19 protein-coding genes are annotated in these 20,949 nt (G+C 68.9%); 13 read left to right on the top strand and 6 right to left on the bottom strand.

Annotated features, from left to right (window positions below; translation table 11 throughout):
- Nucleotides 1-53 precede the first annotated feature (53 nt).
- The gene (locus C693_RS0115135) at nt 54-599 is read right to left on the bottom strand and encodes a fimbrial protein (protein WP_017463120.1); all 546 of its coding nucleotides are present in this window, start codon (nt 597-599) and stop codon (nt 54-56) included.
- A 400-nt stretch (nt 600-999) separates the two neighbouring features.
- Here C693_RS0115135 and C693_RS21915 point away from each other — a divergent pair, with 400 nt between their 5' ends.
- From C693_RS21915 to C693_RS0115105, 6 genes are read left to right on the top strand one after another with little or no spacing between them, the layout of a single operon-like run.
- The gene (locus C693_RS21915) at nt 1,000-1,623 is read left to right on the top strand and encodes a hypothetical protein (RefSeq protein WP_017463119.1); all 624 of its coding nucleotides are present in this window, start codon (nt 1,000-1,002) and stop codon (nt 1,621-1,623) included.
- Between the two features lie 37 nt (nt 1,624-1,660).
- Nucleotides 1,661-1,861, top strand: a complete 201-nt coding sequence (locus C693_RS0115125) for a helix-turn-helix transcriptional regulator (RefSeq protein WP_017463118.1) — start codon at nt 1,661-1,663, stop codon at nt 1,859-1,861.
- 2 nt (nt 1,862-1,863) lie between these two features.
- Nucleotides 1,864-3,435, top strand: a complete 1,572-nt coding sequence (locus C693_RS0115120) for an alpha/beta hydrolase (protein WP_026107452.1) — start codon at nt 1,864-1,866, stop codon at nt 3,433-3,435.
- Nucleotides 3,432-3,602 carry a hypothetical protein gene (locus C693_RS23795; RefSeq protein ID WP_017463116.1) on the top strand — a complete coding sequence of 57 codons (171 nt, stop codon included), beginning with the start codon at nt 3,432-3,434 and terminating at the stop codon, nt 3,600-3,602. The genes C693_RS0115120 and C693_RS23795 overlap by 4 nt, the downstream gene beginning before the upstream one ends.
- Nucleotides 3,599-4,333 (top strand): ATP-binding cassette domain-containing protein, encoded by a 735-nt coding sequence (locus C693_RS0115110; protein WP_017463115.1) that lies wholly within the window; start codon nt 3,599-3,601, stop codon nt 4,331-4,333. The genes C693_RS23795 and C693_RS0115110 overlap by 4 nt, the downstream gene beginning before the upstream one ends.
- Nucleotides 4,330-5,535 (top strand): ABC transporter permease, encoded by a 1,206-nt coding sequence (locus C693_RS0115105; protein WP_017463114.1) that lies wholly within the window; start codon nt 4,330-4,332, stop codon nt 5,533-5,535. Before C693_RS0115110 ends, C693_RS0115105 begins: the two co-directional genes overlap by 4 nt.
- Nucleotides 5,536-5,740: 205 nt before the next feature.
- Here the strand turns inward: C693_RS0115105 and C693_RS0115100 are convergent, their stop codons facing one another.
- Nucleotides 5,741-6,592, bottom strand: coding sequence for an alpha/beta fold hydrolase (locus C693_RS0115100; RefSeq protein WP_017463113.1), 852 nt, complete (start codon nt 6,590-6,592; stop codon nt 5,741-5,743).
- Nucleotides 6,589-7,707, bottom strand: a complete 1,119-nt coding sequence (hemH, locus tag C693_RS0115095) for a ferrochelatase (protein WP_017463112.1) — start codon at nt 7,705-7,707, stop codon at nt 6,589-6,591. Before hemH ends, C693_RS0115100 begins: the two co-directional genes overlap by 4 nt.
- Nucleotides 7,708-7,825: 118 nt before the next feature.
- Between hemH and C693_RS0115090 the strand changes: the two genes are divergently transcribed.
- From C693_RS0115090 to C693_RS0115070, 5 genes are all read left to right on the top strand, one after another.
- Nucleotides 7,826-8,515 carry a lipid-binding SYLF domain-containing protein gene (locus C693_RS0115090; RefSeq protein WP_017463111.1) on the top strand — a complete coding sequence of 230 codons (690 nt, stop codon included), beginning with the start codon at nt 7,826-7,828 and terminating at the stop codon, nt 8,513-8,515.
- Between the two features lie 64 nt (nt 8,516-8,579).
- Nucleotides 8,580-8,831 (top strand): twin-arginine translocase TatA/TatE family subunit, encoded by a 252-nt coding sequence (gene tatA / locus C693_RS0115085; protein ID WP_017463110.1) that lies wholly within the window; start codon nt 8,580-8,582, stop codon nt 8,829-8,831.
- Between the two features lie 21 nt (nt 8,832-8,852).
- Nucleotides 8,853-9,293 (top strand): Sec-independent protein translocase protein TatB, encoded by a 441-nt coding sequence (tatB, locus tag C693_RS0115080; protein ID WP_017463109.1) that lies wholly within the window; start codon nt 8,853-8,855, stop codon nt 9,291-9,293.
- Nucleotides 9,280-10,044, top strand: a complete 765-nt coding sequence (gene tatC / locus C693_RS0115075) for a twin-arginine translocase subunit TatC (RefSeq protein WP_017463108.1) — start codon at nt 9,280-9,282, stop codon at nt 10,042-10,044. Before tatB ends, tatC begins: the two co-directional genes overlap by 14 nt.
- 4 nt (nt 10,045-10,048) lie before the next feature.
- Nucleotides 10,049-10,516, top strand: a complete 468-nt coding sequence (locus C693_RS0115070) for a cupin domain-containing protein (protein WP_017463107.1) — start codon at nt 10,049-10,051, stop codon at nt 10,514-10,516.
- Between the two features lie 10 nt (nt 10,517-10,526).
- Here C693_RS0115070 and C693_RS0115065 read toward each other — a convergent pair whose 3' ends face one another.
- Both C693_RS0115065 and C693_RS0115060 read right to left on the bottom strand, forming a co-directional pair.
- Nucleotides 10,527-11,873: a S41 family peptidase gene (locus C693_RS0115065; protein ID WP_017463106.1), complete on the bottom strand. Its 1,347-nt coding sequence runs from the start codon at nt 11,871-11,873 to the stop codon at nt 10,527-10,529.
- A 121-nt stretch (nt 11,874-11,994) separates the two neighbouring features.
- Nucleotides 11,995-13,116, bottom strand: coding sequence for a murein hydrolase activator EnvC family protein (locus tag C693_RS0115060; RefSeq protein ID WP_241762683.1), 1,122 nt, complete (start codon nt 13,114-13,116; stop codon nt 11,995-11,997).
- A gap of 294 nt (nt 13,117-13,410) precedes the next feature.
- On the opposite strand from C693_RS0115060, the gene gltB reads away from it, so the two are divergent.
- Nucleotides 13,411-17,856, top strand: coding sequence for a glutamate synthase large subunit (gene gltB, locus C693_RS0115055; protein ID WP_017463104.1), 4,446 nt, complete (start codon nt 13,411-13,413; stop codon nt 17,854-17,856).
- 100 nt (nt 17,857-17,956) lie between these two features.
- Nucleotides 17,957-19,381, top strand: coding sequence for an FAD-dependent oxidoreductase (locus C693_RS0115050; protein ID WP_017463103.1), 1,425 nt, complete (start codon nt 17,957-17,959; stop codon nt 19,379-19,381).
- Between the two features lie 167 nt (nt 19,382-19,548).
- On the opposite strand, the gene C693_RS0115045 is transcribed toward C693_RS0115050, so the two are convergent.
- Nucleotides 19,549-20,916 carry a hypothetical protein gene (locus C693_RS0115045; RefSeq protein WP_017463102.1) on the bottom strand — a complete coding sequence of 456 codons (1,368 nt, stop codon included), beginning with the start codon at nt 20,914-20,916 and terminating at the stop codon, nt 19,549-19,551.
- Nucleotides 20,917-20,949: the final 33 nt, after the last annotated feature.

Here is a 20,949-nt window from a genome sequence, read left to right as displayed (position 1 = left end):
GGCAGGCGGAGGGCGGCCACCCGCCCGATGACGGGTGGCCGCGAGACAGCGACTTACTGGTAGGTCAGGGTGAAGCCGACGGACGAGGTCACCAGACCGGCGGTGGTCGATGCCGCCGTGGCGATGTACTGCGCCTTCATGCCGGTCGTGCCCGAACCGCCGCTGATGGCGATGGTCGGCGCGTTGGCCTGGGTCGAGGTGTTGATCACCGCGTTGGACGAGTTCAGCAGCTGGACCTGCACGTTCGAACCGCCGGTGGTCGTGGTGTTCTTGAGGTTGCCGGTGGTGCCGTCGATGTTGGCACCGTTGAAGGCCATGGCGGCGCTGGTGGTGTTCGCATCGCAACCGCTGACGCCGACGGTGAAGGAAGTGGTGCCGGCGACGGCGCCGACGGAGCCGAAGGCGCCGGTCATCACGGTCGGCAGCGCCACGGTGGTGCCGGGACCGCCATTGATCGAGATGGTGCAGGTGTCGGCCAGGACCTTGCCGGTGAAGTTGATGGTGCCGGTGCTGGCCGCGTGGGCCGGCGAGGCGGCAAAGGCCAGGAAGCCCAGGCCGGCGACAAGGGCGGTCGAAAGCAGCGTCTTCTTGTGAAGCATGGGGTTCCCCCTTTGATGATCAGGAAAGTGAATCAGGACAGCAGCCAATCGTTGGTGGTCTTGGATACCGCGAGTGGATCAAAGCAAGCGGCATGCCATGTTTTGCCAATTTTGGGATTTATCCAGAAAAATCCCATGTTTAACAGCTTGTTGAGAATAGTTCCTCAGGATCTTGCTGCGAAATTCGCAGGCCCGATTGCGACATGCCGCGTCACAAATTGCAATCCAGATCACACTTTTGGCCTAAAGTTTTGTCAGGCATCGCCGACATACGCCGCCCCATGTAAAGCTTGCTTGACATGGGGCGGTGCCGGACCTAGGCTTCCTGTCAAGCACGCTTGACAGGAGGGGTCATGAAGCAACTGGACGACAGGCTGGATTGCCGCGGCGGGGCGGCGGCATGAAGCGACTTTCCGAACGCCAGTACCGGCGCCAGATCGGCGTCACCATGACCCTGTACGTCACCGCGATGCTGGTGGTGTGGCCGCTGGCGAAGGCGGCACCAGGGCTGTGGGAGAAGGTGGCGCTTACTCTGGTGCCGGCGCTGCCGATGCTCTACGTCATCGGGCTGCTGGCCTACAAGATCGCCTCCAGCGACGAACTCGAGCAACGCACCCACCTGGTCGCGCTGGGCGTGGCCACGGCCGTGACCGGTTCGCTGAGCCTCGTCGGCGGCCTGCTCGCCACCTCCGGCGCGATCCGGCTAGACGGCACCGTCCTGATCTGGGTGTTCCCGCTGATCATGTTCAGCTACGGGGCAACGCACTGGTGGGTGGTCACCCGCCGCTACGGCGGCAGCATGGACTGCGACGAGACATCGTCCTGGTCGCTTCCGCTCTATTTCCTGCTGGTCGCCGCTTTGCTCGGTGTCGCAACCCTGTTCGCGTGGTGGCGTGGGCACATGGACGGATTCAGCCTGGGCGTGATGCTGGGAACGCAGGCCAGCTTCGTCGGGTTCGCCGCATGGACGGCCTGGCGCCGTTGGCGTCGCCGTCGGGTCGCCGGGGACGTGGTCGGACCATGACCCTCCCGCCCTCCACTCCAGCGGGGCGCACGCTCCGATGAACAACCGCGTCCGCGACCTGCGCGGAGCGCAAGGCTGGTCGCAGGCGGATCTGGCCGAGCGACTGGATGTCTCGCGCCAGACCGTCAATGCCATCGAGACGGGCAAGTACGACCCCAGCCTGCCGCTGGCCTTCAAGATCGCCCGGCTGTTCGGACAGCCGATCGAATCCATCTTCGACCCGGGGAGCAGCACGTGAGCATGAATCGAAAAGCCCGCATGGGCGTGGCCGTCGCCGTGGCGGTCGCGATCATCGCGGCCAACCACGTCCGCCATCGCGAGGCGCCACCGGCCGTGTCGACACCGGCATCGGCCAGCACCGCTGCATTGGACACGCCGGTGAAACCGGCTCCACCGGCCACCTTGAAGCTTGGCTCGCTCACGCTGCATGCGTGCGAGCTGGGCCAGCCCGACAGTGGCCGGACCAGTGCTGCCTGGTGCGCGCCGTTCGACGTACCGGAAAACCGCGCCGATCCGCACGGTCGCCACATCACGCTCAAGCTGGCCGTGGTGCGCTCGGAGGCCGAGGTCCCGGCAAAGGACATGCTGGTGTTCCTCGCCGGGGGACCGGGCCAGGCTGCGACCGAGAGTGCCGGCGCGGCAATCGCCGCGCTTGGCCCGCTGCTGGCGCACCGCAACCTGCTGCTGCTCGACCAACGCGGTACCGGCGGCTCGAACCCGCTCAGCTGCAAGGACGAAAGCAAACCGGCCACGCCGGACGAGGATATCGACAACGACCCGGCCAAGCTCAAGGCCGAGATCCAGCGCTGCCTGTCGCAGGTGGAGAAGAATGCCGATCCGCGCTTCTACACCACCACGGTCGCCGCGCAGGACCTGGAGGATGTGCGCAAGGCACTGGGCTCGCCGACGTTCGATCTGGTCGGCGTCTCCTACGGTACGCGCATGGCGCAGCAGTACCTGATGCACTATCCCGACGCGGTGCGCTCGGTCGTGCTCGATGGCGTGGTGCCGAACCAGCTGGTGCTCGGCGAGGACTTCGCGCGCAACCTGGATGACGCGCTTAAGGCGCAGTTCGCGCGCTGCACCGCCGATCCGGCGTGCAAGAAGCGCTTCGGCGATCCCTACCAGACGCTGTACCAGCTGCGTGATGCGCTGCGCGCCAATCCGCATGTGGTCAGCTTCCGCGATCCGCAGAGCTACCAGACCGTGCAGCGCAGGCTCAGCGAATTCTCGCTGGCCAGCGTGGTGCGCATGTTCGCCTACACGCCGCCGACGGCCGCACTGCTGCCGCTGTCGATCGACGCCGCCGCGCACGGCGACGTCGGGCCGCTGCTCGGGCAGGCCAAGCTGCTTTCCGGCGACCTGGCCGACACCATGAACGGCGGCATGCAGTCCTCGGTGATCTGCAGCGAGGACGCCGACCTGTTCACCCCGCGGCCGCAGGACAAGGACACCATTCTCGGTACGCGGATGATCAACGCGCTGACCACCGTGTGCAGCGTCTGGCCGCACGGCACGCGGCCGAAGGACTTCCACGATCCGCTGAAGAGCGACAAGCCGGTGCTGCTGATGTCCGGCCAGTACGACCCGGTGACGCCTCCCCGCTACGGCGACGAGGTGCTGAAGGGGCTGACCGATGGGCGCCATCTGGTCGCGCCCGGCCAGGGCCACAACGTGATCAACGCCGGCTGCATGCCGAAGCTGGTCAAGCGGTTCGTCGAGGATCTGCAGCCGAAGACGCTCGATGCGTCGTGCCTGAAGCGCCTGCAGCCGACGCCGATGTTCATCGATTTCAACGGAGCGACGCCATGACCAGGCAGCAAACCCGTTCTTCCGCACTGCTGTGGGCGGCGGCCATCGTCGTCGCCGCCTTGCTTGGTACCCCCGCGTTCTTTTCCCAGATCCTGCTTCCGCTGCTGGCGGTGACATCGCTGCTGCCGCGGGCCGGTTCGTGCCTGACCAGGAGCCCTACGCCATGATCGAGGTAAAGGATCTGCACAAGGCCTTCGGCAAGGTGAAGGCCGTCGACGGCGTCACGTTCGCTGCACGCGACGGCCAGATCACCGGCCTGCTCGGTCCCAACGGTGCCGGCAAGACCACCACGCTGCGCATGCTCTACACGCTGATGAAGCCCGACCGCGGCCAGGTGCTGGTGGATGGCATCGACGCGGCGGTCGATCCGCTTTCGGTGCGCCGCCGGCTCGGCGTGCTGCCGGACGCGCGCGGCCTGTACAAGCGGCTCACCGCGCGCGAGAACATCGACTACTTCGCCCGCCTGCAGGGCCTGCCGGAAGACGAGCTGCGCACGCGCCGCGAGGCACTGGTGTCGGCGCTGGACATGGCCGATATCGCCGACCGGCGCACCGAGGGCTTCTCGCAGGGCCAGCGGGTGAAGACCGCGATCGCCCGCGCACTGATCCACGATCCACGCAATGTGATCCTTGACGAGCCGACCAACGGACTGGACGTGATGGCCACCCGCGCGTTGCGCGAATTCATGCGCAACCTGAAGGCGGAGGGGCGCTGCGTGCTGTTCTCCAGCCACATCATGCAGGAGGTCGGTGCGCTGTGTGACCGCATCGTGGTGATCGCCCGCGGCCGCGTGGTCGCCGACGCCACGCCGGACGAGCTGCGCGAGCAGACCGGCGAGGCCAACCTGGAGGAAGCCTTCGTGAAACTGATCGGCAGCGAGGAGGGTCTGGCCGCATGAATGCCCCGATGACTCCCGTACGCCGCGCCCGTGCCGTGCTCACCGTGTTCCTCAAGGAAGTGCGGGAGAACCTGCGCGACCGCCGCACGCTGACCAGCGCGTTCCTCACCGGCCCGCTGCTGACCCCGCTGATGTTCGTCATGCTGATCAACTTCAGCATCAACCGCGAACTGGACAAGGCCGAGCAGCCGCTCAAGGTGCCGGTGATCGGCGCGCAGTACGCGCCCAACCTGATCAACGCGCTGAAGGAGGGCGGCGTGGTGCCGCAGCCGCCGGTGGCCGATCCGGAGCAGGCAGTACGCGACCAGCGGATCGACCTGGCCCTGCGCATCCGCAAGGATTATCCCGAGGCCTGGCGCAAGGGCCAGCCGGTGCAGGTGGAGCTGATCTACGACTCCTCGCAGCGCGACTCGCGCACGCCGGTGGACCGTGTCACCGACCTGATCGAGCACTACTCGAAGATGCAGGGCGCGATGCGGCTGGTCGCCCGCGGCCTGTCGCCGGCCACGGCCACGCCGTTGGTGGTAGCCAGGCGCGACCAGGCCACGGCGCAGTCGCGAGCGGTGCTGCTGTTCAACATCCTGCCGTACCTGTTCGTGCTGACGCTGTTCATCGGTGGCATGTACCTGGCGATCGACCTCACCGCGGGCGAGCGCGAGCGGCAGTCGCTCGAACCGCTGTTCGCCAACCCGGTGCCGCGCTGGAAGATCTTCCTGGGCAAGCTGGCGGCGATCTGTGCGTTCTCCACCGCCAGCCTGGTGATCTGCCTGGTCGGCTTCAGCGTCGTCGGCCGCTTCGTACCCACCGAGAAGCTCGGCATGGAGCTGCACCTGGGGCCGTCGTTCGCCCTGCACGTGCTGCTGCTGCAGGCGCCGATGATCGTGCTGCTGGCCTCGCTGCAGTCGCTGGTGGCGGCGTTCGCCAAGAGCTACCGCGAGGCGCAGACCTACGTGTCGCTGCTGATGATGCTGCCGATCCTGCCCAGCGTGGTGCTTATGGTGATGCCGATCAAGCCGCAGGACTGGATGTACTCGGTACCGCTGCTGGGCCAGCACCTGGGCATCCTCGACCTGGTCCGCGGCTCGGGCGTCAGTCCGCTGCACCTGGCGCTGTGCCTGGGCGGCAGCGCGGTCGCCGCGGTGATCGCCGCGGGTATCACGATGCAGCTGTACCGCTCGGAGCGGCTGGCCATTTCCGGCTAACTGAAAAGCGAGGAGTGAGCGGAGGGGAGTGAGGAGTGAGGAGTGAGTAAAGAGGAGTGAGGAGTGAGGAGTGAGAGAAAAGCGTGGTGCGCGCACTTATCGCTCACCTGCTCCTTTTGCCACTCACGTCGCCGCAAGTGCGGGCAGGCGAATGAGGTAGTGCAAGCGCGAGGCTTTGCTTTTGCTCTCTCTCACTCCTCTTTACTCACTTCTGATCCGAGACCCAATCCGCCACTGCCTCCGGGTGCTCCAGCTGCAGATGGTGCCCGCCGGCCAGGTGCGTGACGCGGATCGCGCGCACGCAGCCGGCCCGGCGCTGCATCGGGCCGCTCGGCAGGTAGGAGGTGGCCGGATGGGCCAGCAGCAGGCGCGTCGGCGCCTCGATGCCGGCGAGCAGGGCATGGATCTGGCTCTCGGCCAGGCGCATCGGGGTGAGGCGATTGATCCGTGGATCGCTGCGCCATTGCCAGCCACCGTCGACCGCGCGGACGGCGCGCTCGATGATCGGTCGGGCCTGGTCCGCAGGCAGGCCGGTGGCCAGGGTGCGCGCGCTGATCGCCTGCTCGACGCTGGTGAATGTGCGCAGCCGCTTGCTGGCCGGTTCGGCGGCGAGTGCATTGCGGAACCGCTGCAGGGTCTGCGTGCCGTCGTCGCCAAGCAGGCCCAGGCCTTCGATCAGCAGCAGTCGCTCGATCCGCTCCGGCCGCGCCGCGGCGACCATCGAAGCGACGCCTGCACCGAGCGAATGGCCGAGCAGCGTGAAGCGGTCCAGCTCCAGCGCGTCGGCCGCGGCGAGCACGGCGCGCACGTACTCGGGCCAGTGGTAGCTGGCGCCCTCGGGCAGATGATCGGAGTGCCCGTGCCCGGGCAGGTCCAATGCGATCACGTGGTGGCTCGCCGCCAGGCGTGGCGCCAGCCGGGCGAAGCTGCCGGCGTTGTCCAGCCAGCCATGCAGGGCCAGCAGCGGTGGCAGCTGCTCGTCGCCCCAGCACTGCGCCGCAAGGGTGAGCGTGGGCAGGGCGATGCGCCGTTCGCGCGGCGAATCCCCGGTCTTCATCCGGTACGGCCACCCATCGCGTCGGCGCGGCCTTTGGCTGCGTTCTGGCGCAGCAGTGCGGCCTTGGCGTCGTAGTCCGGGGCGAACTCGGGCCAGCCCTGCGCGTGGCGCTGCACCAGGTCGGCCATGGCCTTCACCTGATCGGGCGAATCGTTGAGCGCGGGAATGTAGCGCAGGTCCGTTCCACCGCCGGCGAGGAAGAACTCGCGGTTCTGCATCGCGATCTCCTCCAGCGTCTCCAGGCAGTCCACGGCGAAGCCGGGCGAGATCACGTCGAGCTTCTTCACGCCATCTTTCGCCAGTTGTTTGACCGTCTGGTCGGTGTACGGGTGCAGCCAGCGCTCGCGGCCCACACGTGACTGGAAGCTCACCAGCACCGCGTCCTCGCCCAGCCCCAGCTTCTCGCGCAGCAGTCGCGCCGTGGCGTGGCATTGGCAGAAGTAGGGATCGCCTGCGCGCAGGTAGCGCTCGGGGATGCCGTGGAAGGACAGCAGCAGCTTGTCGCCGCGGCCGCGTTCTGCCCAGAACGCTTCGATGCTGCGCGCCAGCGCGTCGATGTGCGCCGGCTGGTCGTGGTAGTCGTTGACCAGGCGCAGCTCGGGCGGCCAGCGCAGCGTCTTCAGCGTGTCGGCCACCGCGTCGATCACCGAGCCGGTGGAGGTCGCGGAATATTGCGGGTACAGCGGCAGCACCAGCAGACGCCGCACGCCTTCTCGCTGCATCGCCTCGATCCGTTCGCGCACCGAGGGCCGGCCGTAGCGCATCGCCAGGTCCACCCGCACCGGCCCGGGCAGCCGCCCGGCCAGTTCCGACTGCAGCGCGCGGGCCAGTCCTTCGCTGCCGGTGCGCAGCGGCGAGCCGTGCTCGGTCCAGATGCGCGCGTAGGCGTGGGCCGAGCGCCTGGGTCGAACGCGCAGGATGATGCCGTGCAGGATCAGCCACCACAGCCAGCGGGGATACTCGATGACGCGCGGATCGCCCAGGAATTCCGCCAGGTAGGGGCGCACGGCGGCGGCCGTGGGGGCTTCCGGTGTGCCAAGGTTCACCAGCAATACGCCAGCCTTGGGCGGCTGGTCGTGGGCGTATCCGGCCAGGCCGGTATAGTGGCGGCTCATGTGCGTCGGCGTCGGTCTGGAAAGGGCCTTCCAGTCTGCCACAGGGCCGGCTCCGGCCCGCTAGGTCCGCGACCGCACGATCGTCACCCCAACCTTCAAGAAATTGCGGAGCCACCCCATGCTGAAAGCTTCCCTGCGTCGATGGTCGCTGCTTGCCCTGGTCCTGCTGCTGCCGGCGATGGCCGCGCGCGCCGAGGACGCCCCGCTGGACCGCGCGCACAACGCCGTGCGCGTGCTCAACGAGATCATGCAGGCGCCGGACAAGGCGATTCCGCAGGACCTGCTGCGCGATGCCAAGGCGATCGCGGTGATCCCGGACATGGTCAAGGCCGGCTTCATCTTCGGCGGCCGCCGCGGCGAGGGCCTGATCTCGGTGAAGACCCGCGACGGCACCTGGTCCAACCCCAGCTTCATCACCATGACCGGCGGCAGCATCGGCTTCCAGGCCGGCGTGTCCTCCACCGACGTCATCCTGGTGTTCCGCACCCAGCGAGGGGTCGATTCCATCGTCAACGGCAAATTCACCCTTGGCGCGGATGCTTCGGCGGCCGCCGGCCCGGTCGGTCGTACCGCCACCGCCGCCACCGACGGCCAGATGAAGGCGGAGATCTACTCGTATTCGCGTTCGCGTGGCCTGTTTGCCGGCGTGGCGCTGGACGGCTCGGTGCTGCGCATCGACTACGACGCCAACGCCGCCGTGTACGGTGCCGGCATCACCCCGCGGCGCATCTTCGAGGGCGGCGTGAGCAACGTGCCTGGTCCGGTGGTCGATTTCCGCGACCGCCTGGAGGAGTACACTTCACACTGATCGGATGGCGCGACCCCGCCCTGCGGGGTCCACCCTCCCACCAGTTGGGCTTTCTGAGGACATCATGAGCATCTGGCATCTCATCATCCTGCTTGTCGTGGTCGTGGTGATTTTCGGCACCGGCAAGCTGCGCAACGTCGGTTCCGACCTCGGTGGCGCGATCCGCGATTTCAAGAAGGGACTGAACGGCGACGATGCGTCCGATGCCGATGCCAAGGCGCGCCAGGATGACGAGCGCCTGCGGGCCGACCCGCCGCCATCGTCGACCAACGCCGGCACGACGCAGAGTCAGCGCGACTCCAGCGACGCCAAGTAAGCACGTCGACGGCGTGCGGCCATGATCGAGATCAGCTTCGGCAAGCTGCTGCTGCTTGCCGTCATCGCGTTGATCGTGCTCGGACCCGAGAAGCTGCCGGTGGCCGCGCGTACCGCCGGCACCCTGCTGCGACGACTGCGCTCGGGCTGGGACAGCGTGCGCGCCGAGGTCGAGCGCGAGCTGCAGGTGGAGGAGATCCGCCGCGCCGCCCGTGAAGCCGCCGCGCAGGCCGAGGCGGCCCAGGCCAAACTCGACCAGGTGCAGGCGCGGGTCGACGAGACGGCGCGCAAGGCGGGGCAGGCGGCGGCGGATGTCTCCACGCTGGCGCAGGCCGACCCGGCGGCAGAGCCGACGGCGGACACTGCCGCACCGAATCCGGCGGAGGCGCCGCTGATGACCGGCAAGCCGACGGCGGCGCCATCCAACCCGTCGTCCGACGAGGTGCCGCGTGGCCAAGGCTGACGAATCCATCGATCTGGAGCAGGGGCTGTTTTCGCACCTGCTGGAACTGCGTTCGCGCATCGTGCGCGCCAGCGTCACCGTACTGCTGGTGCTGCTGGCGCTGGTGCCGCTGGCCAACCGTCTGTACACCGAGCTGGCCGCGCCGCTGGTGGCCCGGTTGCCGCACGGCGCCCACCTGATCGCGACCGAGGTGGCCAGCCCGTTCGTGACGCCGCTGAAGCTGGCGTTCTATGCAGCGCTGTTCATCTCGATGCCGATGATCCTGTACCAGCTGTGGGCCTTCGTCAGCCCGGGCCTGTACAAGCACGAGAAGCGGCTGGCGCGCCCCCTGCTCGGCGCGGCGCTGGTGCTGTTCTACCTCGGCTGCGCGTTCGCCTATTTTCTGGTGCTGCCGGCGGCATTCCGCTTCCTCGCCGCGGTGACGCCCGAGGGCGTGGAGATGATGACCGACATCAGCCACTACCTCGATTTCGTGATGCTGATGTTCTTCGCCTTCGGCCTGTGCTTCGAGGTGCCGGTGGCGGTGGTGATCCTTGCCGCGATCGGCCTGGTGAGCCTGGAGAAGCTGCGCAGCGGTCGCCGCTTCGCGATCGTCGGCGCGTTCACCGTCGCGGCCTTCATCACGCCGCCGGACATTACCTCGATGATCATGCTGGCGGTGCCGATGTGCCTGCTCTACGAGCTGGGCATCCTTGCCGTGGCCTGGTTGCTAAAGCCACAACCGAAGCCGCCGGCCGACAAGGCGGCCTGACCGTATGCATCCGCGCGCGGCGCAGCTGATCGGACAGCTGGCGCTGGCGCCGCACATCGAGGGTGGGCACTTCCGTCGCATCCACACCGCTGCCGTTCCCGACGGTGAGCGGTCACCACTTAGCGCGATCCAGTTCCTGCTCGCGGCAGGCGAGCAGAGCGCCTGGCATCGGGTGGATGCCCACGAGGCCTGGCATTTCGTGGAGGGCGACCCGCTGGAGCTGCTGGTCTACCACGCCGCGGAGGATCGGCTGGAATGCCTCCGGCTGGGGCCGTTCGGGCACGGAAGCGGCGCAGCCGAACCCGTGCATGTGGTGCCTGCAGGTGCCTGGCAGGCAGCCCGGCCGCTGGGCGACTACGCGCTGTGTACCTGCCTGGTGGCCCCGGCATTCGAGTTCGCCGGCTTCACCCTGCTCGACGATCCCGAACTGGCCGCGCGGCTGGGCGAACGGGCGCCACAGATCCGGCGCTGACCCACGGCGTTCAACGCGATGCGGGCGTCGCCGCCGGGCGGTTCAACGCCAGGCCCTTGAGCACGTTCATCGCCTGCGACAGGGCGTAATCCTTGGTCGCCAGCTTGGCGTTCTCCGCGCTGCCGTCGTTGTTGATGTCCTTGCCGTTGCTGCCGTCTTCGTTCGCCAGGTGATGGCTGAGGTCCGCCTCGGAGCTGATCAGCTGCGGTGCGCTGTCGGCCTTGCGCACGCTGAGGTCGGCCAGCGCGATGTCCGGCTTGATGCCCTCGGCCTGGATCGAGGTGCCGTTGGGCGTGTAGTAGCGCGCGGTGGTGATCTTCACTGCGTGGTCGGCATCCAGCGGCAGCACGGTCTGCACCACGCCCTTGCCGAAGGTGCGGCGGCCGACGATCAGCGCGCGGTGATTGTCCTTCAGCGCGCCGGAGACGATTTCGGCGGCCGAGGCGGTGCCGTTGTCCACCAGCACCACCAGCGGCGCACCGTCGAGCAGGTCGCCCGGGTGGGCGCTGAAGTCCATGTTGGCGTCGGCCAGCCGGCCCTTGGTGGTGACGATGGTGCCGGAATTCAGGAAGTCGTCGCTGACTGCCACCGCCGAGGTCAGCAGGCCGCCGGGGTTGGAGCGCAGGTCGAGGATCGCGCCTTTCGGCTGGCCGTGCTTGGCGATCAGTTCGCCGAGCTTCTTCTCCAGGTCGGGCGCGGTGTCCTCCTGGAACTGGCTGATGCGGATGTAGGCGTAGCCGGGCTCGATCTCGCGGACCCGCACGCTGGGCACCGAGATCTTCTCGCGGACCAGCGGCAGGTCGACCAGCTTGTCGCTGTTCTCGTGCACGATGGTCAGGGTGATCCTGGTGCCCGGTGCGCCACGCAGATCCTTGAACATCTTGTCGATGTTCTCGTCGGTGACCAGCTTGCCGTCGATCTTGACGATCACGTCGCCGGGCTTGATCCCCGCACGGGAGGCGGGGGTGTCGTCGATCGGCGCGACGATGCGCAGCGTGTCGCCGTCCTCGATCACCTCGATGCCCAGGCCGCTGTAGGCGCCGGTGGTGTCTTCGTTGAGCTCGGCCAGACCTTCCTTGTCCAGGTACTCGCTGTGCGGGTCGAGGCCGGCCAGCATGCCGGTGATTGCCGCCTTCATCAGCGTCTTGTTGTCCACCTTTTCCACGTAGGCCTGGCGCACGACCTCGTAGACCCGGCTGAAGTTGCGGATGTCCTCGAGATCGACCGGATCGCTGCCGGCCGTCGAACTGGCCGCCGCCGGAGCGTCGCCGCCGGAAGCGCCGGCAGGAGCGGCCTGGCTCCAGGCGGTCGGGGCGAGCAGCAACAGGGCGATCAGGCCGTAGGGGAAAACACGCATCGGGGGACTCCGGACTGCCAGGCTTGGGGGCGCTTCGCGCGTTCCCGATTGGACCACGAAAGAGGGGCGGAAATTCCGTCGCACGTCGCGCCGGCCAGCCTGCGCGACGGCTCGCGCTGCGTCAACGGTGACGGGCCAGCCAACTGCGCGGGTCGACCGGCTTGTTGGCGTGGCGCAGCTCGAAGTAGGCCCCGGTATTGACGCCGGTCGGCGCCATGGCGGTACCGACGGCTTCGCCGGCCTCCACGGTGTCCCCGACCCGGTGCAGCAAAGCCTCGTTGTTGCCGTACATGCTCATCCAGCCGCCGCCGTGGTCGAGGATCACCAGCATCCCGTAACCGCGCAGGAAGTTGGCGTAGACCACCCGGCCCTTCGCCACCGCGTGCACCTCGCTGCCGCCCGGCGCGCGGATCAGCACGCCGTTGCCGTAGCTGTGCACCTCGCCGGGCGCCGGCCAGGGCAGGCTGCCGCGGATGTTCGCCAGCACTTGTCCCTTGCTGCTGCCCGGGCCGTTGCGCCGTTCGGCTTCGCGAGCCGCCTTGTCGATGGCCGCCTGCAGCCTGCTTACCAGGGAGGTCAGCGACCGTTCGTCCTGCTTCAGTGCGGCCAGCCGATCGCCTTCACTCCGGTAGGTGGCATCGATGGCGTTGGCCAGCTTCTTCTGTTCGGCGCGCCGGGCGCCCAGCACCCTGGCCTGCTCGGCCTGCTGGGCACGCGTGGCCTCCAGCGCCTGCTGTTCCTGGGTGATCGCATCCTGCAGCGATTGCAGCTTGGCGAGGTCCGCCATCAGCTGCTGCACGCGCTGCACCCGGTCCTGCTGGAAATACTTCGAATAGGCCAGCGACCGGGCGATGCGTGCCACGTCCTCGTCGCCGAGCAGCAGGCGCAGGTCCGAGCCCTGGCCGAGTGCATAGGTGGCGCGCAGCAGCTCGGCGATCGCCTCCTTCTGCCGGTCGAGCTTGCCCTGTAGCTGGGATCGTTGCTGTTGCAACTGTTCCAGGTCTTTCTGCTTGGCGGCGATCTGCTGTTCGGTCGCGCGGACCGCACTCGCCGCCGCGGCCAGCGCGCGGGCCCGACGGGCCAGTTCGGCATTGATCTTGTCGCGCTCGCTGGCGGTCTGCTGGCGACTCTTGGCCAGCTCTTCCATGCGGCTGCGCACGTCGTCGAGGCGCTGCTCCGCCTTGGCCTTTTCGGCCGCGCTCTGGCCGCTGGCGTGGGCCAGGACGGGCGGGACGGGGAGCATGAGGAGGCCGGCGAGAAGCGGCAGCAGGGGCAGGTGACGTCGGGCGGCATTGGGCATGCGGTCGATTATCGCCGAGCGCCGTGACCGCGGCGAGCGGGCCGGATCGGACCGGTCCGGAACACCTTGCGGGCACTACCCGCGTTTTTACGTTTAGACGCCCAAATGTCTTTGACGCGGCGCGTCATTTGTGCGTACAGTCGGGGGGCACGTCTTGTCAATCGCCTGCGGCGCGTGCGCCGCAGGCTTTGCTGTCTCCCACCGTTCCACCTGGCGAATCGAGAGAGGAAGGCACCCTTGCGACAACACACCACCCCGGGCCTGTACGACGCGAGTTTCGAACACGACAGCTGCGGCTTCGGCCTGGTGTCGAACGTGGACGGGCGCGCCAGCGCCTGGGTGGTGGATACGGCTTTCGAGGCGCTGGCCAAACTTTCCCATCGCGGCGGCGTGAACGCCGATGGCGTCAGCGGCGACGGCTGCGGTGTGCTGATCCACCGCCCGCAGCCGTGGCTGCGCGCGCTGGCCAAGTCGGCCGGCATCGCGCTCGGCGAGCGTTTCGCCGCCGGCGTGGTGTTTCTCGATCCGGCTGGCGGCGACGCCGCGGCGGTGCAGCTGGAGCGCAGCCTGCGCGAGGAAGGCGTGGACACCGCCGGCTGGCGCGAGGTGGCGGTGAATGCGGACGCCTGCGGCCCGCTCGCCGCCGCGGCGCAGCCGCGGGTGCGGCAGATCTTCGTCGAGCCGGGCGAGGGCATGGCCGAAGAGGCTTTCGAGCTGGCGCTGTTCCGCGCCCGTCGCCGCGCCGAACACGCGCTGCGCAACGACGAGCATTTCTACGTGATCACGCTGTCGGCCGACGTGGTCGGCTACAAGGCGATGGCCGCGCCGGGCAGGTTGCGCGAGGTCTATCCGGACCTGCAGCACGCGGCGCTGACGTCCGATGCGGTGGTCTTCCACCAGCGCTTCTCCACCAACACCATGCCGCAGTGGCGGCTGGCGCAGCCGTTCCGCCTGCTGGCGCACAACGGCGAGATCAACACCATCCGCGCCAACCGGCGCTGGATGCAGGCGCGCGAGGCGATCCTGCGTTCGCCACGGGTCGACCTGAGCGACATCGGGCCGCTGGTGCGGCAGACCGGTTCGGATTCCGAAAGCCTGGACAACGCACTGGAAGTGCTGCTCGCCGGTGGCCTGGACATGCTCGCCGCGATGCGCGTGCTGGTGCCGCCGGCGTTCGCCGCGCGCGAGGGCATCGACGAGGATCTTGCCGCGTTCTACGAGTACTACGCGCTGCATTCCGAGCCCTGGGACGGTCCGGCCGGGCTGGTGATGTGCGACGGCCAGTACGCCGCCTGCACGCTGGACCGCAACGGCCTGCGCCCGGCGCGCTGGGCGCTGTCGGCCGACAACCACCTGATCGTCGCTTCCGAGGCGGGCCTGTGGGACGTGCCGTCCGCCCAGGTGGTGGCCAAGGGTCGGCTGGCACCGGGCGAGATGATCGCGGTGGACCTGAAGGCGCACCGCCTGCTGCGCGATGCCGACATCGATGCGATCAACCGTTCGCGCGCGCCGTTCCGCGACTGGCTGCGCGCCGGCGTCAGCTACCTGGAGTCGGACCTGATCGATCCGTCGCTGGCTGCCGAGCCGCTGCCGCCGGACGAGCTGCACCGCTACCAGAAGCTCTACGGCCTGACCCGCGAGGAACGCGAGTCGGTGCTCAAGGTGATGGCCGACCTGGAGGCCGAGGCCACCGGCTCGATGGGCGACGACACGCCGATCGCGGCGATGTCGCGCCAGGTGCGTCCGCTGTGCGACCGCTTCCGCCAGGCCTTCGCCCAGGTCACCAATCCGCCGATCGATCCGCTGCGCGAGAAGCTGGTGATGTCGCTGGTGACCCAGCTCGGTCCGGAGGGCAATCCGTTCGAGCTGTCGGCGGAGAACGCGAAGCAGACGCTGATCAACTCGCCGATCCTCAGCCAGCGCAAGCTGCGCCAGCTGCTGGCGCTGCCGCAGTTTGCCGGCACGCCGCGCTTCGACCTGATGTACGCGCCGGAGGAAGGCCTGGAGCAGGCGCTGCGGCGGCTCTGCCGGGAGACCGCGCAGGCGGTGCGCGACGGCCACCAGCTGGTGTTCCTCAGCGACCGCTACCCCGAGCGCGACAAGTTGCCGATCCATGCGCTGCTGGCCACCGGCGCGGTGCACGCGCACCTGATCGACGAGGGTCTGCGCTGCCAGTGCAACCTGATCGTGGAGACCGCCACCCCGCGCGACCCGCACCAGTTCGCCTGCCTGATCGGCTACGGCGCCACCGCGATCTACCCGTGGCTGGCCTACCAGAGCCTGTTCGAGCTGGGCCGGCAGGGCCACATCGACGCCGACCGCGCCGAGGTGGGCCGCAGCTACCGCCGCGGCATCCGCAAGGGCCTGCTGAAGATCCTTTCCAAGATGGGCATCTCGACCATCGCCGGCTACCGCGGCGCGCAGCTGTTCGAGATCGTCGGCCTGTCGAAGGAGGTGGTCGACCTGTGCTTCCCCGGTACGCCGTCGCGCATCGGCGGCGCCACCTTCGAGGACCTGGAACACGACCAGCGCCTGCTCGCCGCCGAGGCCTGGGACGAGGCGCTGCCGCTGCGCGCCGGCGGCCTGTACAAGTACATCCACGGCGGCGAGTACCACATGTACAACCCGGACGTGATCGGCAGCCTGCAGCTGGCGGTGCGCACCGGCAACCAGGACGACTACCGCGTCTACGCCGATCACGTCGACCGCCGCCCGCCTTCGGCGCTGCGCGACCTGCTCGAACCGCAGCCGCTGGGCGCGCCGGTCCCGCTGGACGAGGTCGAGCCGGTGGACGTCATCCTCAAGCGCTTCGACTCGGCCGGCATGTCGCTGGGCGCGCTCTCGCCGGAGGCGCACGAGGCGCTGGCGACCGCGATGAACCGGCTCGGCGCGCGCTCCAACTCGGGCGAGGGCGGCGAGGATCCGGCGCGCTACGGCACCGAGAAGATGTCCAAGATCAAGCAGGTCGCCTCCGGCCGCTTCGGCGTCACCCCGCATTACCTGGTCAACGCCGAGGTGCTGCAGATCAAGGTGGCGCAGGGCGCCAAGCCCGGCGAGGGCGGCCAGCTGCCCGGCCACAAGGTCGACGCCACCATCGCCCGGCTGCGCTACGCCAAGCCCGGCATCGGCCTGATCTCGCCGCCGCCGCACCACGACATCTATTCGATCGAGGATCTCGCCGAGCTGATCCACGACCTGAAGGAAGTGAACCCCGAGGCGCTGGTCTCGGTGAAGCTGGTGAGCCATGCCGGCGTCGGCACCGTCGCCGCGGGCGTGGTCAAGGCCGGTGCGGACCTGATCACCGTGTCCGGCCACGATGGCGGCACCGGCGCCAGCCCGCTGACCTCCATCAAGTACGCCGGCACGCCGTGGGAACTCGGCCTGGCCGAGACCCAGCAGACCCTGCGCCGCAACGAACTGCGTGGCCGCGTGCGGCTGCAGACCGATGGCGGCCTGAAGACCGGCCTGGACGTGATCAAGGCGGCGATGCTCGGCGCGGAGAGTTTCGGCTTCGGCACCGGCCCGATGGTCGCGCTGGGCTGCAAGTACCTGCGCATCTGCCATCTCAACAACTGCGCCACCGGCGTGGCCACGCAGCATCCGGTGCTGCGCAAGGACCACTTCGTCGGCCTGCCCGAGATGGTGATGAACTACTTCCGCTTCATCGCCGAGGACGTGCGTGCGCACCTGGCCCGGCTGGGCGTGCGCTCGCTGGCCGAGCTGATCGGTCGCAGCGAACAGCTCCGGCAGGCCGAGGGCACCACGCCGGTGCAGCACCGGCTGGACCTCACGCCGCTCACCGACGGCCGTGGCCTCGGCGCGAGTGTCGACACGGCCTGCACCCTGCCGCGCAATCCGATGCGCGACCCGGCCGAGCTGGCTGCCCGGATCAGCGCCGACGCGCGCGAAGCGGTGCTGGCCCGTCGCGGCGGCACGTTCAGCTACCCGATCGTCAACACCGACCGCGCGATCGGCGCGCGGCTGTCCGGCGACGTGGCCCGGCTGTACGGCGACCACGGCATGGACGACCGGCCGATCACGCTCAAGCTCACCGGCGCCGCCGGGCAGAGCCTGGGCGCCTGGAACGCCGGCGGCGTGCACATCGAGCTGACCGGCGAGGCCAACGACGGCGTCGGCAAGGGCATGGCCGGCGGACGGATCATCGTGCGGCCGCCGGCCGACTCGCCGTTCGCCAGCCAGGACGCGGCGATCATCGGCAACACCTGCCTGTACGGCGCCACCGACGGCGAGCTGTTCGCCGCCGGCCGCGCCGGCGAGCGCTTCGCGGTGCGCAACTCCGGTGCGCTGGCGGTGGTGGAAGGGGCGGGCGACCACTGCTGCGAATACATGACCGGCGGCGTGGTGGCGGTGCTGGGCAAGGTCGGCCTCAACTTCGGCGCGGGCATGACCGGCGGCTTCGCCTACGTGCTCGACCTCGAACGCGATTTCGTCGACTGCTACAACCACGAGCTGGTGGACATCCTGCGCATCTCGCCGGAGGGCATGGAGCACTACATGCAGCACCTGCGCGGCCTGGTGATGCGCCACGTCGAATACACCGGCAGCGCGTGGGGGCGGCAGATCCTGCGCGACTTCCGTGGCCTGCAGTACAAGTTCTGGCTGGTCAAGCCGAAGGCCGCGAGCCTGGCGGCGCTGGCGGACGAGCTGAGGAGCGCCGCATGAAGCAGGAGCGAGGGGAGAGAAGTGAGGAGCGAGAGAAATCCGCACTCCCCATGCTCTCTCTCACTTCTCACTCCTCTGCACTCACTTCCGGGTTCAAAGCATGACCGACAAGACCTTCCAGTTCCTCAACCTGCCGCGCCAGTCGCCGCGCACCGTGCCGGTCAACGTGCGCGTGCTCGGCTACGGCGAGATCGCCGGCGGCTTCGACGCCGGCCAGGCCGATGCGCAGGCCGGTCGCTGCATCGACTGCGGCAACCCGTACTGCGAGCACGCCTGCCCGGTGCACAACTACATCCCGAACTGGCTCAAGCTGGTGCAGGACGGCCGCATCATGGAAGCGGCCACGCTGATGCACGAGACCAACCCGCTGCCGGAGATCTGCGGCCGCATCTGCCCGCAGGACCGCCTGTGCGAAGGCGCCTGCACGCTGGAGCAGACTGCGTTCGGCGCGGTCACCATCGGCAGCATCGAGCGCTGGGTCACCGACGAGGCGCTGCGCCAGGGCTGGCGCCCGGACTTGAGCCACGTGCGCGAGACCGGCCGGCGCGTCGCCATCGTCGGCGCCGGCCCGGCCGGCCTGGCCTGCGCCGACCGCCTGCGCCGCGCCGGCATTGCGGCCGACGTCTACGACCGGCAGAGCGAGATCGGCGGCCTGCTGACCTTCGGCATCCCGCCGTTCAAGCTGGAAAAGGACGTGGTGCGCACGCGCCGCGCCGTGCTGGAGGAGATGGGCGTGCGTTTCCATCTCAACAAGGAGGTCGGTCGCGACATCGAGTTCGGCCAGCTGCTGGACGACTACGACGCGGTGTTCGTCGGCACCGGTGCCTACACCTTCGTCAATGGCGAGCTGCCCGGTCGCGCGCTGCACGGCGTGCATGACGCGCTGCCGTTCCTGATTGCCAACACCGAGCGCCTGCTGCGCGACGAGCCCTCGCCGATCGACCTCAACGGCAAGCGCGTGGTGGTGCTCGGCGGGGGCGACACCGGCATGGACTGCGTGCGTACCGCGGTGCGCCTCGGCGCTTCCGCGGTGAGCTGCGTCTACCGCCGTGACGAGGCGAGCATGCCCGGCTCGGCGCGCGAGGTGAAACACGCCCGCGAGGAAGGCGTGGAATTCGTGTTCCAGCGCCAGCCGCTGGAAATCCTCGACGACGGCCAGGGCCACGTGCGCGGCGTGCGGGTGATCGCCACCGAGCTGGTCGCCGATGGCCACGGCCGCCCGCGTCCGCAGAACGTGCCGGGCAGCGAGACCGAGATCGCCGCCGACGTGGTGATCCAGTCGTTCGGCTTCCTGCCCAGCCCACCGGACTGGCTGAAGGCGCACGGCGTCACCCTCGAGCGCAACGGCCGGGTGATCACCGGTGCCGACGGCGCGCTGCCGCTGCAGACGGCCAACCCGCAGATCTTTGCCGGCGGCGACAACGTGCGCGGCGCGGACCTGGTGGTGCGCGCGGTGTACGACGGTCGCGAGGCGGCCGTGTCGATCGCCCGGATGCTGGCGCAGGCCAGCGTCGCCGCCGCCTGAGCCGGGCGCGGCGAGCCCGGATCCGGCGCCCGCCGGGGCGAGCGTCGCCATGGCGTCCGGTCCGGGCGGAGTGCGCCGGCCTGCGAGCCGTTCACCCCGGCGCACGACGCCCACGCCGACCACAGGCGGGTGCTGCTGCCGCCCGTGGCCGGTTCCGACGTACCTGGCTAGTGTTCGTCGGGCGTCGCGGTCCGGGTATTCGTGGCCACGTGGATGGTCTGCTTCACCTGGGGCAGGCCATCGCCTTCGGTGACGCGCAACCGATAGTCGCCGGGCCGCAGGTAGAGCTCGGCCTGGGGGGCGCCGCGCAGCGAACGCAGGCGATCGTGCAGTGGCAGCGGATCGGGCGGAGGCTCGAACAGTACGCGGTCCGCGGCCACCGCATCGTCCCCCTCGTCTGCGTACAGCGCCTCGACCAGGCAGGGCCAGGTGTTGTCGCACAGGCGCTTGCCGTTGACGAAGACATGCTTGCGCAGGCCGAGCAGATTCAGCCAGGTCGGGCGCTCCCGCCGCATCTTCGCGGGCGGGAAGAACACGCTCACGTCGTACCCCGGGCGCAGCGACCACATCTTGCCGTCCGGGTGGACGAACACGAAGGGCACGTCGGGAACCCGGGTCTTGACCACCGCGGTGTACCAGGGATGGTCGCTGTCCGGTTCCGGGTGGGGGATCATCATGGTCTGCTCGATCGACAGCGGCTCGATGCCGGTGATCGACTGGAAATACTCCGCCATGCTCTTGCCGCCAAGGTAACGGCCGCTCTTCAGGATGTGCGCGTAGCCGGCATTCACCACCACACGGGCCTTGGGGTCCTTGCGGAAGATCCGCTCGTAGAGGTTGTGCGCCTGCGCCCGTTCCCGCGCATCGGGCGTGCCGGGCTGGTCCGATTCGTAGGCCACCACCTTGAAGCCCAGCTTCAGCGCGCTGCGCACCATCTCGCCGTAGATCGGCTCGTTCACGTAGAAGCCGCTGTCCGCGGTGGGATAGCCGCGGGTGGCCAGATGCGTGTCATCGTCGTAGAGCGTCTCCACCGCGAGGTAGTCGAAACCCTCGCGCCGGAGTGCAGGCAGCATGGCCACGGTGAGCGTGCGGGTCAGCGGGATGTTGTGTGCCTCGTTGAAGAACACCGCCTGACGCCCGTGCACGAGCGGCATCAGCGCCTGCGTTGCCGGTTCCGGCACCCAGCCGCCGGACAGTGGCGAGGCCGCATCGCCGGCCTGGGCCGGTTGCGCGATCGAATAGCTGATCGCCGCATCCGGGTAGTCGCCGACATAGGTCTGGAACCAGCTCAGGTACTGGCTGAAGATCACGTTGAACGCGCGGTCCTCCGGCGACGCCTTGGCCGCGGCGTCCATCATCACGAGGTATTCGCCGAGCAGGGTCTTGCGGCGCGTCGCCGACGCCATGATCCGCTCGGAGCGTTCCGCCGCGGCAACCTGTGCCCTGCGCCAGGCGTCGTCGTTCTGGGCGCGCAGCAGCGCCGGCGCCAGCATGAGGGCGGTTGCGAGTAAACCGGTGAACCGACTGCAACGCATGCGATCTCCTTCCGCCACGCTTCGCCAGGCAAG

Origin of the sequence: Dyella ginsengisoli LA-4, assembly GCF_000334915.1 — a bacterium.
Taxonomy (GTDB): domain Bacteria; phylum Pseudomonadota; class Gammaproteobacteria; order Xanthomonadales; family Rhodanobacteraceae; genus Dyella_A; species Dyella_A ginsengisoli_A.
This window is presented reverse-complemented; position numbering and strand designations above follow the sequence as displayed.

Excerpts from the sequence above, each read along its gene's own strand:
- C693_RS0115050 (WP_017463103.1), top strand. The coding sequence starts at position 17,957 with ATGACCGACAAGACCTTCCAGTTCCTCAACCTGCCGCGCCAGTCGCCG.
- C693_RS0115125 (WP_017463118.1), top strand. The coding sequence starts at position 1,661 with ATGAACAACCGCGTCCGCGACCTGCGCGGAGCGCAAGGCTGGTCGCAG.
- C693_RS0115120 (WP_026107452.1), top strand. The coding sequence starts at position 1,864 with ATGAATCGAAAAGCCCGCATGGGCGTGGCCGTCGCCGTGGCGGTCGCG.
- C693_RS21915 (WP_017463119.1), top strand. The coding sequence starts at position 1,000 with ATGAAGCGACTTTCCGAACGCCAGTACCGGCGCCAGATCGGCGTCACC.
- C693_RS23795 (WP_017463116.1), top strand. The coding sequence starts at position 3,432 with ATGACCAGGCAGCAAACCCGTTCTTCCGCACTGCTGTGGGCGGCGGCC.
- C693_RS0115060 (WP_241762683.1), bottom strand. The coding sequence starts at position 13,116 with ATGCTCCCCGTCCCGCCCGTCCTGGCCCACGCCAGCGGCCAGAGCGCG.
- tatB (WP_017463109.1), top strand. The coding sequence starts at position 8,853 with ATGATCGAGATCAGCTTCGGCAAGCTGCTGCTGCTTGCCGTCATCGCG.
- C693_RS0115070 (WP_017463107.1), top strand. The coding sequence starts at position 10,049 with ATGCATCCGCGCGCGGCGCAGCTGATCGGACAGCTGGCGCTGGCGCCG.
- C693_RS0115045 (WP_017463102.1), bottom strand. The coding sequence starts at position 20,916 with ATGCGTTGCAGTCGGTTCACCGGTTTACTCGCAACCGCCCTCATGCTG.
- C693_RS0115065 (WP_017463106.1), bottom strand. The coding sequence starts at position 11,873 with ATGCGTGTTTTCCCCTACGGCCTGATCGCCCTGTTGCTGCTCGCCCCG.
- C693_RS0115090 (WP_017463111.1), top strand. The coding sequence starts at position 7,826 with ATGCTGAAAGCTTCCCTGCGTCGATGGTCGCTGCTTGCCCTGGTCCTG.
- tatA (WP_017463110.1), top strand. The coding sequence starts at position 8,580 with ATGAGCATCTGGCATCTCATCATCCTGCTTGTCGTGGTCGTGGTGATT.
- C693_RS0115105 (WP_017463114.1), top strand. The coding sequence starts at position 4,330 with ATGAATGCCCCGATGACTCCCGTACGCCGCGCCCGTGCCGTGCTCACC.
- C693_RS0115100 (WP_017463113.1), bottom strand. The coding sequence starts at position 6,592 with ATGAAGACCGGGGATTCGCCGCGCGAACGGCGCATCGCCCTGCCCACG.
- C693_RS0115110 (WP_017463115.1), top strand. The coding sequence starts at position 3,599 with ATGATCGAGGTAAAGGATCTGCACAAGGCCTTCGGCAAGGTGAAGGCC.
- C693_RS0115135 (WP_017463120.1), bottom strand. The coding sequence starts at position 599 with ATGCTTCACAAGAAGACGCTGCTTTCGACCGCCCTTGTCGCCGGCCTG.
- hemH (WP_017463112.1), bottom strand. The coding sequence starts at position 7,707 with ATGAGCCGCCACTATACCGGCCTGGCCGGATACGCCCACGACCAGCCG.